This is a genomic window from Lysobacter sp. Soil_N_51 (assembly GCF_057655755.1).
The window spans coordinates 218,020-231,400 of record NZ_JBDGLR010000009.1 but is presented as its reverse complement, the minus strand read 5'-3'; the positions used below and the strand labels follow the sequence as shown (position 1 = coordinate 231,400).

The 13,381-nt window shown below is 68.8% G+C and carries 10 protein-coding genes and 2 pseudogenes; 9 read left to right on the top strand and 3 right to left on the bottom strand.

Annotated features, from left to right (window positions below):
• Nucleotides 1-152 precede the first annotated feature (152 nt).
• Together AC3A4T_RS18690 and AC3A4T_RS18685 are read right to left on the bottom strand one after the other, a co-directional pair.
• Nucleotides 153-503 (bottom strand): annotated as a pseudogene (locus AC3A4T_RS18690) (ComF family protein); the annotation flags it as partial.
• Nucleotides 504-1,022: 519 nt separating this feature from the next.
• Nucleotides 1,023-1,223, bottom strand: a pseudogene (locus AC3A4T_RS18685) (double zinc ribbon domain-containing protein); the annotation flags it as partial.
• Between the two features lie 761 nt (nt 1,224-1,984).
• On the opposite strand from AC3A4T_RS18685, the gene bioB reads away from it, so the two are divergent.
• The 9 genes from bioB (at nt 1,985) to folE (ending at nt 11,474) form a co-directional block, all read left to right on the top strand.
• Nucleotides 1,985-2,998, top strand: a complete 1,014-nt coding sequence (gene bioB / locus AC3A4T_RS18680) for a biotin synthase BioB (RefSeq protein WP_046658339.1) — start codon at nt 1,985-1,987, stop codon at nt 2,996-2,998.
• Nucleotides 2,999-3,029: 31 nt separating this feature from the next.
• On the top strand, nt 3,030-4,262 hold the full coding sequence (bioF, locus tag AC3A4T_RS18675) for an 8-amino-7-oxononanoate synthase (RefSeq protein ID WP_036105166.1): 1,233 nt from the start codon (nt 3,030-3,032) through the stop codon (nt 4,260-4,262).
• A complete protein-coding gene (locus tag AC3A4T_RS18670) occupies nt 4,259-4,717 on the top strand; it encodes an ACT domain-containing protein (protein ID WP_487676736.1) in 459 nt (152 codons plus the stop codon). Before bioF ends, AC3A4T_RS18670 begins: the two co-directional genes overlap by 4 nt.
• A gap of 274 nt (nt 4,718-4,991) precedes the next feature.
• Nucleotides 4,992-5,801 carry a pimeloyl-ACP methyl ester esterase BioH gene (bioH, locus tag AC3A4T_RS18665; protein ID WP_487676735.1) on the top strand — a complete coding sequence of 270 codons (810 nt, stop codon included), beginning with the start codon at nt 4,992-4,994 and terminating at the stop codon, nt 5,799-5,801.
• 85 nt (nt 5,802-5,886) lie between these two features.
• Nucleotides 5,887-6,798 carry a malonyl-ACP O-methyltransferase BioC gene (bioC, locus tag AC3A4T_RS18660; RefSeq protein ID WP_487676734.1) on the top strand — a complete coding sequence of 304 codons (912 nt, stop codon included), beginning with the start codon at nt 5,887-5,889 and terminating at the stop codon, nt 6,796-6,798.
• Nucleotides 6,795-7,787 carry a multidrug resistance efflux transporter family protein gene (locus AC3A4T_RS18655; protein ID WP_487676733.1) on the top strand — a complete coding sequence of 331 codons (993 nt, stop codon included), beginning with the start codon at nt 6,795-6,797 and terminating at the stop codon, nt 7,785-7,787. The genes bioC and AC3A4T_RS18655 overlap by 4 nt, the downstream gene beginning before the upstream one ends.
• 659 nt (nt 7,788-8,446) lie before the next feature.
• Complete coding sequence (locus AC3A4T_RS18650; protein ID WP_487676732.1) at nt 8,447-10,135, top strand: sensor domain-containing diguanylate cyclase; 1,689 nt, start codon at nt 8,447-8,449, stop codon at nt 10,133-10,135.
• Nucleotides 10,136-10,293: 158 nt separating this feature from the next.
• Complete coding sequence (locus tag AC3A4T_RS18645) at nt 10,294-10,644, top strand: hypothetical protein (protein ID WP_487676731.1); 351 nt, start codon at nt 10,294-10,296, stop codon at nt 10,642-10,644.
• Between the two features lie 236 nt (nt 10,645-10,880).
• Entirely contained in the window at nt 10,881-11,474 is a 594-nt protein-coding gene (gene folE, locus AC3A4T_RS18640) for a GTP cyclohydrolase I FolE (protein ID WP_487676730.1), read from the top strand.
• 189 nt (nt 11,475-11,663) lie between these two features.
• On the opposite strand, the gene AC3A4T_RS18635 is transcribed toward folE, so the two are convergent.
• On the bottom strand, nt 11,664-13,196 hold the full coding sequence (locus AC3A4T_RS18635) for an FAD-dependent oxidoreductase (protein ID WP_487676729.1): 1,533 nt from the start codon (nt 13,194-13,196) through the stop codon (nt 11,664-11,666).
• Nucleotides 13,197-13,381: the final 185 nt, after the last annotated feature.

The window sequence follows — 13,381 nt, the reverse complement described above, 5'->3', positions numbered from 1 at the left end:
TGCGTGGCCGCGACTGTAGGAGCGACGCGAGTCGCGACCGCGTTCTTACAGGTTCGCGGCGACGGGTTGATTCGCGGTCGCAGCTTGCGCAGCTCCTACAGTGTGGGGTGTTGGATCGTTGGTGGATGGGGTCGCTGCGCCGCGGTTTGCGCTCACAGCACGCGCGCGCATACCCAGGCATCGATCCGCACGGCGCCCGCGCGCCGCAAGGCGCGCGCGGCCGAATGCAGGGTCGCGCCGGTGGTCATGACGTCGTCGATCAGTACGACGTGCGCCGGCATCGCGATGTCGCGGTTCCAGGCGAAGGCGTCGCGCAGGTTGCGCCGGCGCTGGCGGGCGTCGAGCCGGGATTGCGCGCTGGTGTCGCGTACGCGTGTCAGGGCCTGCGCTTGCAGCGGCAGGCCCAGGTGTCGCGCCAGGGGACGCGCCAGTTCCAGCGCTTGGTCGTAACCGCGCTCGCGCAGGCGGCTGCGGTGCAGCGGAATCGGGACCAGCACCGGGGGCGCGATGATGCGATCGTGCTCGACCCTCGAGGCCTGAGCGCGCGTTCGCGCTGCGATGCCGGCATCGCTCGATCGCTGCGATGCGATGTCCGCGCTGTTTGATCGCGGCGACGAGACGTCCGCCGATGCGGCTGAATCCGGATCGGTGCCGCGCATCGCGATCGTCGACAAGTCCGATGGCCATGCCATGTCGTCGAGCAGCGGGGCGAAGGCCTCGCCCATCATCGTGGCGAGCAGGCGCCCGGCGGCCAGGTCGCGGTGAAACTTGAAGCGCGGCAGCAGGCGATCGACCGGTGCGCGGTAAAGGCAGGCGGCGCGGACGCTATCCAGCGGCGGCGGCCTGCGCAGGCAGGCGCCGCAAAGGAGAGCGGGATGCGGCGTGAGTCGATCGGACGCGGCACTGATGTGCGGGTCGATGCGGCCATCCGAGATCGATCCCGTTACAAGCACCGTCGGCCCGGTTCGCGAACTTACGGCGTCCGCTCCGGTCCGCGTCGAATCGCTATCGCCCGCCACCGTTACGGCAGGCAACGGCATTGCACACCGCACACACGCCGATCCCGCTCGCGGCCACGCCGCGCAGCAGGCGCCGCACAGGTCCCGGCCTTCAAGCCCGGATTCGGCGCAGACCAGGCAACGCGACGGCCACAGCGACCAGCCCGCCCGCCGCCAGAATTCGTCGAAGCGTCGGGCGCGGCCCGCCAGGGCGTGGAGGATCATGTCCGCAGCATGGCGACCCCGGCGGCCGGCCTGTGTCGGCGAGGGGCTGACGGTGATGTCGGGAAATGCCGCGATCGCCGACGATGGACGCTCGGTCGGATCGGGGCGCGACTCGCATTCGTATCAATGCATCGGGCCTGAGAGGCTCGCTCAGGCGGGACTCGTGGCCGTGTAGGCCCAGGAGTAACGACGCGGCCTCTTCAGCGTCTCGCCGGAGGAGGCCCCTTCAGTTCGCAAACTGTGCCGATGGGGACTGCAACGGGACGAGTCGATGGCGCGGATCAGCCACGGCTTGCGCGTACAGCACCGATTGGTGGCGATGCATCAATCTCGGATGACCGCATCGACCCACGCGCCGCCAATCCTCAGGCGTCGCAGTCGCCCTCGATGGCGAGCCGGCACACCGCCGGGTTCGTCCTGAGAACCCCCCCCGCCGTGCTGGCCCGCTCCCACAAAGATGGCGACGCAGCGGAATCCGCCGCCCCGAATCCGGCAAGGCCACCACCGCATTCATATGGAAGCGCTCGAACTCCGGCGCTTTTCCCTCCCCCTACCCGAATCCCCCGATACACAACCCTGGACACAGCCATCCACCCCGCCCAATCCTGTCAACAAGATTCACCCCGAGTCAGTTGACAGCAACCCGCCGTCTTCCCAGACTGCCGGCTCCGAGGCGCGCCTCGGTCTCCCCCTTGCCCGCCGTCAGTGACGTCCCCGCTGTGGAGCCAGCCCCCGTGCAAACCCCGCCCCAAGCCCCGACTGTGCTCCGCCACGACTGGTCCCGCGCCGAAGTGCGCGCGCTGTTCGATCTGTCGTTCCCCGAGTTGCTGCACCGCGCCGCCAGCGTGCATCGGGAGAATTTCGATCCGGCCGAAGTGCAGGTCAGCACCCTGCTGTCGGTCAAGACCGGCGGCTGTCCCGAAGACTGCAGCTACTGCCCGCAGGCCGCGCGCTACCACACCGGCGTGGACGCGACCAAACTGATGAGCACCGAAGCGGTGCTGGAAAAAGCCAAGCAGGCCAAGGCCGCCGGCGCCTCGCGCTTCTGCATGGGCGCGGCCTGGCGTTCGCCGAAGGACCGCGATATCCCGAAGGTCGCGGCGATGATCCGCGAAGTGAAGGCGTTGGGCCTGGAGACCTGCGCGACCCTCGGCATGCTCTCGGGCGACCAGGCCAAGTCGCTCAAGGCGGCCGGGCTGGACTACTACAACCACAACCTCGACACCGCGCCGGATTTCTACAACGAAATCATCCACACCCGCGAGTTCCAGGACCGTCTGGACACGCTCGAGCACGTGCGCGATGTCGGCATGAAGACCTGCTGCGGCGGCATCGTCGGCATGGGCGAGTCGCGCGGTCAGCGCGCCGGCCTGCTGCAGACCCTGGCCAACCTGCCGGCGCATCCGGACTCGGTGCCGATCAACCGGCTGGTCCAGGTCGAAGGCACCCCGCTGGCTGGCACCGCCGAGCTCGACCCCTTCGAATTTGTGCGCACCATCGCAGTTGCGCGCCTGTTGATGCCCAAGTCGATGGTGCGGCTGTCGGCCGGCCGCGAGTCGATGAGCGACGAATTGCAGGCCCTGTGCTTCCTGGCCGGCGCCAATTCGATCTTCTACGGCGAAAAGCTGCTGACCACCGGCAACCCGGACACCGAGCGCGACATGGCCCTGTTCGCCCGCCTGGGCCTGCGGCCGATGCAAATCGTCGAGACCGCGGGCACCGTCCATGCGAGTATTGAGGAAGACGAAGTACCCGCCCACACCTGCGCCGCCTGACGCGGCGCAGTAACGCGACGAGCAGCCCGCGATGAGCAGCCAGCGAACCCTTTGGCGCGAACGGATTCAAGCCGCCCACGCCCAGCGCGTGGCCGAAGCGCGCACGCGCACCCATCGCGTGGTCACCCACCGCGACGGCGCGCGTTGCGAAGTCGACGGGCGTTCGCTGCTGAACTTCTGCAGCAACGACTATCTGGGCTTGTCGCAGCATTTCGCGGTGACCAATGCGTTCCAGGATGCGGCGTCGCGCGAAGGCACCGGCGGTCTGGCCTCGCATCTGGTCTGCGGTCATCACGCCCAGCACGAAGCGCTTGAGCGCGAACTCGCCGACTGGCTGGGTTCGCCGCGCGCGCTGCTGTTCGGCAGCGGTTTCCTGGCCAACATCGCCGCGGTGCAGGGCTTGCTCGGCGAAGAAGACGTGTGCGTGCAGGACCGCTTGAACCACGCCAGCCTGATCGATGCGGCGCGTCTGGCCGGTTGTCGCCTGCGCCGCTATCCGCACGCCGATCCCGAAGGGGCGATCCGCCAGTTGCGCAACGTGCCCGAGGGCCTGGCGATGCTCGCCACCGACGGTGTCTTCAGCATGGACGGCGACATCGCGCCGCTGCGCGACCTGGCCCTGGTGGCGCGCGCGCAGAAGGCGGTGTTCTTCGTCGACGATGCGCACGGTGTCGGCGTGACCGGTCCGGACGGACGCGGCACGGTCGCCGCCTCGCGCCTGTCGACCCAGGAAGTGCCGCTGCAACTGGCGACCTTCGGCAAGGCGCTCGGCAGCTACGGCGCCGCGCTGCACGGCGATGCCGACCTGATCGGCCATCTGGCCGAAACCGCGCGCAGCCATCTGTACACCACCGCGTTGCCGCCGGCCCAGGCCGCGGCGACGCGCGCGGCGATCAAGCTCGCCCGCCACGATCATTGGCGGCGCGAGAAGCTAGCCGAACTCACCGCGCATTTCCGCGACCGCGCCGGCAAGCTCGGCCTGGAAGTGCTGCATTCGACCACCCCGATCCAGCCGGTGATGTGCGGCGACGACCGCCGCGCGCTGGCGATGGCGCAGGCCTTGGAGCAGCAGGGTTACTGGGTCGCCGCGATCCGTCCGCCGACCGTGCCCGAAGGCCGCGCGCGCTTGCGCGTGACCTTCTCGGCGCTGCACACGCGCGAACAGGTCGACGGCCTGATCGAGGCGCTGGCGCGCGCGGCCGAGCGGGTCACCATCGAACGCAGCGACAGCGCCGCCGCCGCGCCCGTCACCCTGGCGCGATGAGCGAGGCCGCGTCGCCCGTCGGTTCCGATTCGCAAATGCAGGGCGGGCCGCAGACCGATCTGGCGCGGATGCTGGCGACGTTGCAGGTCGATGTGCGCGCAGGCGAGTACGTATTCGTCAGCGCCGCGCGCGCGCAGAGCCTGCCGCTCGAACTCGCGCACGCCAGCGTGGTCGAGGACGAAGGACTGACCTGCGTGCTGCGCCGCGAGGATGCTGACGCGCGCGGCCTGGCTTACGACTTCGTCGCCGCGTGGCTGAGTTTGCGCGTGCATTCGGCGCTGCAGGCGGTGGGCCTGACCGCCGCGGTGTCGCGGGTTCTGGCCGAGCGCGGCATCGCCTGCAATGTGCTGGCCGGGTTTCATCACGATCATCTGCTGGTGCCGGTGGATCGGTGCGAGGAGGCGGTGAGGGCGTTGCATGGGTTGCGGGGTGAGGGCGCAGCGGCCGATGGTTGAGCGGCTGGTGTTTGAGCCGATGCAGGTCAAGCCCACGCGCGACATCATTCCCAGACCGTCATTCCCGCGAACGCGGGAATCCAGTGTCTTTAATCGAACTGGCACGAAAGCCGCTGGATTCCCGCGTTCGCGGGAATGACGAGCAAGAGACATCGGCGGCGCATCATCGCAACTCACGCGACCGCCGCCGCAATAAAACCAAAACGAGCGCGGCACGATCCACCGCCACGCCCGGCAACCCAGCAAGCAAAGCAACACGGACTTTCTTTCCCCCATGTACATCGAAACCACCGGCGCCCCTCCCGACAGCGGTCGTCCGGCGATCGCCCTGATCCACGGCTGGGCCATGCACGGCGGCCTGTTCGCGCCGCTGGTCGAACGCCTCGCCGCGCAATTCACCGTGCATCTGATCGATCTGCCCGGCCACGGCCACGCGCGCGACGACGGCACGCCGCTGGACCCGTGCGCGCTCGCCGCCGATCTGGTCGCGCGGATTCCCGATGCGTATTGGCTGGGCTGGTCGCTCGGCGGCCAGGTCGCGCTGCGCGCCGGTCTGGATCATGCGCAGCGGGTGCGCGGTCTGATCCTGATCGCGTCCTCGCCGCGCTTCGTGGTCGGCGAGGATTGGCCGCACGGGGTATCGCCCGATCTGTTTCGCAACTTCGGGCAAGCGCTCGATCGCGATTTCCGCGGCACCTTGGAAGGTTTTCTGGCGCTGGAAGCGCTGGGCTCGCCGAGCGCGCAGGAGGAACTGCGCAGCCTGAAACAGCAGGCGTTCGCGCGCGGCGAGCCGGCCGCGCGGACCTTGCAGGAAGGGCTGGTGTTGCTGGACGAATTCGACGTGCGCGAGGAATTGCCGCGACTGCAGGTGCCGAGCCTGTGGATTTCCGGCCGTCGCGATCGCCTGGTGCCGTCGGGCGCGATGCCGGCCGCGGCCGCGCTGGCGCCAGGCGGGCGCAGCGAAGTGATCGCGCAGGCCGGTCACGCGCCGTTCCTCGGCGCGACCGATCAGGTCGCGCAGCTGATCGAAACCTTCGTCGACGACACCGGCGCCGTCGCGTCCGCGCGCAGCGCGCAGGCCTGATCCCCGCGCGCTCGTCGGGCGATCGCGCAAACCGACCGCTCCATCGTCCCCCACCCGTTTACCGCACTGTGCAGTTGATACCGTCATGACCGATCTGTTCGACCACCGCCAGGTTCGCCGCTCGTTCTCGCGCGCCGCGCACGGCTACGACGGCGCCGCCGCGTTGCAGCGCGAAGTCGGCGCGCGCCTATCGGAAACCCTGGAGTACCTCGACGATCGCGCGCCCGAAGTGGTGATCGACATCGGTTGCGGCCCCGGCCATCTGAGCGCAGCGATGCAGAAGCGCTGGCCGCGCGCGCAGGTGATCGCGCTGGATCTCGCCCTGCCGATGCTGCGCGAAGCGCGCGGTCATTTCGGCGATGGCGGTTGGCGCCCGCGCCTGCTCGGCGGCGCGCGCCGGCCCGATCCGGTCTGCGCCGACGCGCGCGCGCTTCCGCTGCGCGACAACAGCGTCGATGTGCTGTTTTCGAACCTGTGCCTGCAATGGGTCGAGGATTTGCCGGCGGTGTTCGCCGGTTTCCGCCGCGTGCTCAAGCCCGGCGGCTTGCTGCTGGTGTCGACCTTCGGCCCGGACACGCTGTACGAATTGCGCGGCGCGTTCGCCGAAGCCGACGCCGCGCCGCATGTGAGCCTGTTCCCGTCGATCGCTCAGTTCGGCGATGCGCTGATCGCCGCGGGTTTCAAGAACCCGGTGCTCGATCGCGACGAATTCACTCTGGGTCATCCCGACCTCGGGCATCTGATGCGCGAGCTGCGCACGCTCGGCGCGACCAATGCGATGAGCACGCGCCGGCGCGCGCTGACCGGGCGCGAACGTTTCGCCCGCGCCGCGCAGGCGTACGAAGCCCTGCGCGGCGACAACGGCCAGTTGCCGGCGACCTGGGAAGTGATCTACGCGCACGCCTGGGGCCCCGAGCCCGGCACGCCGATCCGCGTGGGCGGGGTCGATGAAGTGCAGGTGCCGGTGTCGAGCATCCGGATCAGGCCGCGCGCGTGAGCGATCGCCGCCGCGCGCTGTGGGCGGTGCTGATCGCGCTCGCCGCGGCCTTGTTTTTCACCTGCACCTACGTGCTCAACCGCGCCGCCGCCAACGACGGCGGGCATTGGGCCTGGACCGCGGCGCTGCGCTATCTGTTGACCTTGCCGATGCTGTTGCTGGTGATGCCGCTGCTCGGGGGCGTGCGCCCGGTGTGGCGGGCGATCCGCGCGCATCCCGTGCCGTGGCTGCTGTGGAGCGGGATCGGTTTCGTTCTGTTCTATGTCTGCCTGAGTTATGCCGCGTCGAGCGGGCCGTCGTGGCTGATCGCCGCGACCTTCCAGCTCACCGTGATCGCCGGCATGTTGTGCGCGCCGCTGCTGTATCGCGATGCGCGGGCCAAGGTGCCGTGGCCGGCGTTGTTGATCGGCGTGGTGATCGTGGCCGGCGTGTTGCTGCTGCAATTCGGTCATGGCGGCGGAACGCTCGATCGCGCCGGCTGGATCGCGCTGATCTGCGTGGCGGTGTCGGCGGTCGCCTATCCGCTCGGCAACCGTGGGTTGTTGCTGCATCTGGAGCATGCGGGTATCGAGCTCAATGCGACCCAGCGCGTGTTCGGCATGACCCTGGCGAGCCAGCCGTTGTGGTGGGCGCTGGCGGTGTATGCCGGGGTCGAGGCCGGCGCGCCGCCGATGGGCCAGATCGGCCTGGCCGCGGGCGTGGCCTTGAGCGCGGGCGTGATCGCGACGGTGTTGTTTTTCCAGGCCACCGGCATGGTCCGCAACGACCCGACCGCGCTGGCCGCGGCCGAGGCCATGCAGGCGGCCGAGATCCTGTTCGCCACGGTGATCGGCGTGCTGTGGCTGGGCGAAGCCTGGCCGCAGGGGCGGGCCTTGCTCGGCGCCTGCGTGGTGATGTTCGGCATCGTGGCCTTCAGCGTGGTCGCCGCGCGCGCGGCGGCGGGTAACGAGCGGCGGGTGAAGGCGTTGCGTAGCGATCGGGGTGGGTGAGGCGGGTTGGTGCTCGCGGAGTTATTCGTTTGTGCGGCTGAGCGGCTGAGCGGCTGAGTGGTTGCGTGGCGCGCGAGTCGGCGCCCACTTTGGAAAAGGGGGCGAGCGCCGGTGCTGATTCGTTGCTGACAGATGATCGGTGCGCGGGGGATTCGCTTTTGCGGTTGGCGCGGCGATCGGATCGAAAAGCGAATCCCCCCAGCCCCCCTTTTCCAAAGGGGGGGAACAGCAACAGCAAAGAGCCTCGACGGCGATGAATGCACGTTCGGCATCCCGCTGATGCCGCGCGCGAAAGTCGGCGCCCACTTTGGAAAAGGGGGCGAGCGCCGGTGTCTGTGTGTTTCGCGGAAGTGATCGGTGCGCGGGGGATTCGCTTTTGCGGTTGGCGCGGCGACCGGAGCGAAAAGCGAATCCCCCCAGCCCCCTTTTCCAAAGGGGGGAACAGCAACAGCAATAGAAACAACAAAAAAGCAGCAAAAACAGCAGCATTCAGCAGCGATCTGACGGTCGACCCCCGGTCTGCGCCGCGTCCGAGCCGCGGATGTCTGCCCATGCCGGCGCCCCACGGCGAACGCGTTCTCGGCACACCCCGGCCACCCCAAAGCTGCATCGACTCGGGCTAGACTGCGACGCTCACCGATACGAGGGCGGACCGGGGTATGCGTATTGGCCTGTGGGCGCTGTTGATCGCGTTGGCCTGCCTGTGCCTGCCGGCCGCGGCGCAATCGCTGAAGGTCGAGGTGCTGTTGACCGATACCGACCTGCAGGCGCCGCCGGTCGGGGCGCCGGTGATCCGCAGCCTGGTCGCCGAACGGCCCGAGGACGTGATCCGCTTCAGCCTGCCGCGGCGCGACGCCGGGTATTGGCTGCGCCTGACCAGCCAACGCTCGATCGGCGCGCAGGACGGCCAGCTGCTGGTCCTGCGCGGGCCACGGGCGATGGGGCCGCTGCTGTATTACCCGCCCGGCGCCGGCGCGCGCGAGGTCGAGGACGCCGAGCACGGCGGCGTGCCGCTGATGCGGCGCGGCTGGGTGCTGGCGCTGCCCAACGGCTGGCCGCCGTCGTCGGTCGCCTATCTGCGGATCAAGGGCCGCGCGGCGATGAGCGAGATCCGCCTGTCCTTCGCCAGCATTCCCGAACTCGCCCGCCAGGAGCGCGGCGACGCGCGTTTCATGGCCGCCGCGTTCACCGCGATGATGCTGATGGCGGTGGCCATGGTCGGTGTGTGGGTCGCGTTCCGCGACTTCGTCTACCTCGGTTACGGCGCCTACCTGGGCTGCATGGCGACCTATCTGTTGCTGTTGTCCGGCGACGCCTCGGAAATGTGGGGCCTGGCCAGTCTGGCCAGCGAACCGGCGGTCGGCTGGGCGCTGGCGACCCTGGCCACCATCTTCCAGATCGGTTTCAGCCTGCGCTTCCTCGACCTGCCGCGGCTGATGCCGCGCACCACCTGGGTGCTGCGCATCATCCAATGGGCCAACATGGCTTGGCTGCTGGTCTTGCTGGTGCTGCGCGAACAGTCCTACGGCTGGTGGTACATCGGCGGCAACGCGCTGTTGCTGCTCGGCGTGCCGCTGATGCTGGTGATCGCGGTCGCGGCCTGGCGCAAGGGCGCGCCGTACGCGGGTTATTACTTGCTGGGCTGGACCCCGATGCTGGTGTTCGCCGCCGCGCTCGCCGCCAACACCCTGGGCCTGCAGGACGCCGAATGGGCCGAGCGCGGCCTGGCCCTGACCGCGGTGCTGGAATCGGCCGTGCTCGCGCTGGCGCTGAGCCAGCACGCCGCCAACCGCCACCGCATCCTGCTGCTGGCGCGGCAGTCGGTGGAACGCGATCCGCTGACCGGCGCGCTCAACGCCCAGGTGCTGGAACAGATGCTCGAGGCCTGGTCCTCGCCGGGCAGCCTCAACGTCAACACCTACGGTCTGCTGCTGGTCGACCTGGACGGCTTCGGCGAGGTCAACGCGCGCTACGGCCGCGCGGTCGGCGACGCGCTGCTGCAGCAGGCGCTGGCGCGCATGCGCGGGGTGCTGCGTCCAGACGACACCATCGCGCGCATCGACGGCGACTGCTTCGGCATCGTCAGCGAATGCGAGCGGGTCGAATGCGAACTGCTCGCACGGCGCATCGCCGACACCTTCGCGCAGCGGCCGTTCCGCATCGACAGCCACGAAATCGTCATGAGCGTGAGCATCGGTCTGGCCATGTCGCAGCGCGGCGAGCAGGTGGCGGCATTGTTCGAACGAGTGCGCGTGGCGCTGCGCAGCGCGGCCTCGGCCGGGCGCAACGCGATCAGCGTGGCACAGAACAGCGGCCGCGATGTCGCGGTGATTCTGCATTCCGAGTGACCCACGCGCACAGGCCGTCGTCACGCGGCCGTGACGCTGCTGAGCGAGTCGCCTGCCCAAGCTGAATATCGCCGAATTCGCGGCGAATCTTCACCTGCATTGCATCCCCCTGCGCCTAGCGTGGGGCGCATGGCCGTACCCGCCGTACACGGAAGCTGATGCACACCATGACCCAGCACGACGAACAGGGCGTCGGCGCGGAGGTCGCCCGGGCGATCGATCCGGACGACTACCGCGAGCACTTTCACCGCGAGTTCCGCTTCGCCGCCTATTACAGCGCCGGTCGCGAATGGCCCGATTACGAACCGGCCTATCGCTACGGCTACGACAGTTTTCTGGAATGCGGCGACCGTCGTTTCGAGGACGTCGAAGCCCAACTGGCGCGCGGCTGGAGCGACGCGCGGGCCGCGTCGCGATTGCACTGGACCGAAGCGCGCGACGCGGTGCGCGACGGATGGCACCACATAGAGCGCAACCTGCCGCACGCGCTCGATCGGCCTTTGCGCTGAAAGCATGCGCGCTGGCCAATCTCCCTAGGTCTCTCTCCCCCGGGGAGCTTCTGGTCGCCCTGGTTCATCGGGGCGGCCTTTTTTATTTTCGGGATTGGGGATTCGGGATTCGCAAGAGCGGGTGGGCTTGCGAGGTTGGGCGGTCGGGCTGGTGGAACCCGGCGTTGCGGCCGGCGCACTCGGCGCGAACGGTCCGGTGGAGTAGGATGCCGGTCCCACCCGCACGAGGCCGCGTCATGGCCGATAACGACAATAAGCCCTCACGCGAACAGGCCGAGGCCGCGGTCCGTGTCCTGCTCAGCTGGGCCGGCGAAGATCCCAACCGCGAGGGCCTGCTCGACACGCCCAAGCGCGTGGTCACCGCCTACGGCGACTGGTTCAGCGGCTACACCGACGATCCGCGCGAGTACCTGGCGCGGACGTTCGAAGAAGTCGCCGGCTACGACGAAATGATCGTGCTGCGCGATATCGAGTTCGAAAGCCACTGCGAGCACCACATGGCCCCGATCATCGGCAAGGCGCATGTGGGCTACCTGCCCAGCGGCAAGGTGGTCGGCATCAGCAAGCTGGCGCGCGTGGTCGAGACCTATGCGCGGCGCTTCCAGGTGCAGGAAAAGATGACCGCGCAGATCGCCCAGTCGATCCAGGACGTGCTGCAGCCGCTCGGCGTGGGCGTGGTGATCGAAGGCGCGCACGAATGCATGACCACCCGCGGCGTGCACAAGCGCGGCGTGAGCATGATCACCTCGAAGATGCTCGGCATGTTCCGCGACGATGCGCGCACGCGCGCGGAGTTCCTGCGGTTTATCGACGTGGGTCCGGGGCGCTGAGTCAGCGCGCTTGATCCACTCCCTCTCCCGTGAAGCGGGAGAGGGCTGGGGTGAGGGCACGCGGGGCTGCGGATCGCGTCGTCTGTCCCGGTTCGCGCCCTCATCCGCCCTTCGGGCACCTTCTCAGCCCTGCACTCCCTTCGGTCGCCGCAGGCGGGAGAAGGGAACGTCGCGACGTCGCAGCGGAGTTCAGCCGACCTTGGCCAACGGCGAATCTTGCCGCGCCGCCACCGGCGCCCGCTCGCTCAACAACGCCACGATCCCCGCCGCCGCCTCGCGTCCTTCGAACGCCGCGGTCACCACCAGGTCCGCGCCGCGCACCGCATCGCCGCCGGCGAACACCTTCGGATTCGTTGTCTGGTACGGCAACCCCGCCGCCACCTTGCGCTTGGTCGCGCAGTTGCCCGAGGTCGCCAGCACCTTGATCCGGCCGTTGTCGGCCAGTTCGATGCCCTGCTGCGCCAGCCACGCCGGCGGATCGGGCTGGAAGCCGAACGCGATGATCACCACGTCGGCGTCGAGCACCGATTCGCTGCCCCCGATCGCCTCGGCGCGCTGACGGCCGCGCGCGTCCGGCGGACCCAGGCGGGTTTCGGCGACGCGCACCGCGTTGACCGTGGTGCCGTCGCCGAGCAGTTCCAGCGGTTGCCGGTTGAACAGGAACTCCACGCCTTCCTCGCGCGCATTGGCGACCTCGCGCGCCGAGCCCGGCATGTTGGCCTCGTCGCGCCGATACACACAGCGCACCTGCGCCGCGCCCATGCGCACCGCGCTGCGCACGCAGTCCATGCCGGTGTCGCCGCCACCGAGCACGACCACGCGCTTGCCGCGCAGGTCGGGCAGTTCGAGCTGATCCTCCCAGCCGGCGATCGGCGCCGAGCGCAGGTTGTCGCCGTCGCCTTGCACTACGCGGCCGTTCTGCACCAAGAAGGGCAGCGCCGGCAACACATTGCGCAGATCCTGCCCAGGCAGACCGCCGTCGGTGTAGCGATAAGAACCCAGTCCCAAAAACACCGCATCGAATTCCGCGGTCAACGCATCCAGGCTGATATCGCGCCCGATCTCGACCCCGAGCCGGAACTGCACGCCCATGCCTTCGAGCACCTCGCGGCGCTTGACCATCACCGACTTCTCCAGCTTGAAGCTGGGAATGCCGAAGTGCAGCAGTCCGCCGATCGCTTCGTAACGATCGAACACCACGGCCTGGATGCCGGCGCGCGCGAGCCGATCCGCGCACGACAGCCCGGCCGGGCCGGCGCCGACGATCGCGACGCGATGGCCGGTGGCCTTGACCGTAGACAGATCCGGACGCCAGCCGTCGGCGAGCGCGTTGTCGACGATGTACTTCTCGACCGCGCCGATGGTGACCGCGCCGAAGCCGTCGTTGAGCGTGCAACTGCCTTCGCACAGACGATCCTGCGGGCAGACCCGGCCGCAGACTTCGGGCAGCGGATTGGTTTCGTGGCACAAGGACGCGGCTTCGTGCAGGCGGCCTTCGCGCGCCAGTTCGAGCCACTGCGGAATGTAGTTGTGCAGCGGGCAGGCCCAGCCGCAGTAGGGATTGCCGCAATCCAGGCAGCGGCCGGCCTGCTTCTTGGCTTCGACTTCGCCGAAGCGGCCGTACAGTTCGCCCCAGTCGCCGTTGAGGCGCAATTGCAGCGGGATGCGCGAGGGCATTTCGCGCGGGGCGTCGCGGAATTGGAAGACTTGCTTCTTGGTCATTGCGGCGTGCCTGGTTGGCGTTGTTGTCGGCTGGCGATGGGGCTCGCGTTCAGAGCAAGAGCAAAAGCGAATCCCCCCTGGCCCCCCTTTTGCAAAGGGGGGAACCCGGTCGGTTTTACCGTCGGGGTGCGCGGGTGTTCGCCCGGGTGCTCGAATCGCGAAATACCAGCCATCGTCGTTACCTT

Bases quoted from the DNA above. Each gene is read 5' to 3' on its own strand.
- bioF (WP_036105166.1), top strand. From the start codon at position 3,030: ATGAGCAGCCAGCGAACCCTTTGGCGCGAACGGATTCAAGCCGCCCAC.
- AC3A4T_RS18670 (WP_487676736.1), top strand. From the start codon at position 4,259: ATGAGCGAGGCCGCGTCGCCCGTCGGTTCCGATTCGCAAATGCAGGGC.
- bioH (WP_487676735.1), top strand. From the start codon at position 4,992: ATGTACATCGAAACCACCGGCGCCCCTCCCGACAGCGGTCGTCCGGCG.
- bioC (WP_487676734.1), top strand. From the start codon at position 5,887: ATGACCGATCTGTTCGACCACCGCCAGGTTCGCCGCTCGTTCTCGCGC.
- AC3A4T_RS18650 (WP_487676732.1), top strand. From the start codon at position 8,447: ATGCGTATTGGCCTGTGGGCGCTGTTGATCGCGTTGGCCTGCCTGTGC.
- AC3A4T_RS18645 (WP_487676731.1), top strand. From the start codon at position 10,294: ATGCACACCATGACCCAGCACGACGAACAGGGCGTCGGCGCGGAGGTC.
- folE (WP_487676730.1), top strand. From the start codon at position 10,881: ATGGCCGATAACGACAATAAGCCCTCACGCGAACAGGCCGAGGCCGCG.
- AC3A4T_RS18635 (WP_487676729.1), bottom strand. From the start codon at position 13,196: ATGACCAAGAAGCAAGTCTTCCAATTCCGCGACGCCCCGCGCGAAATG.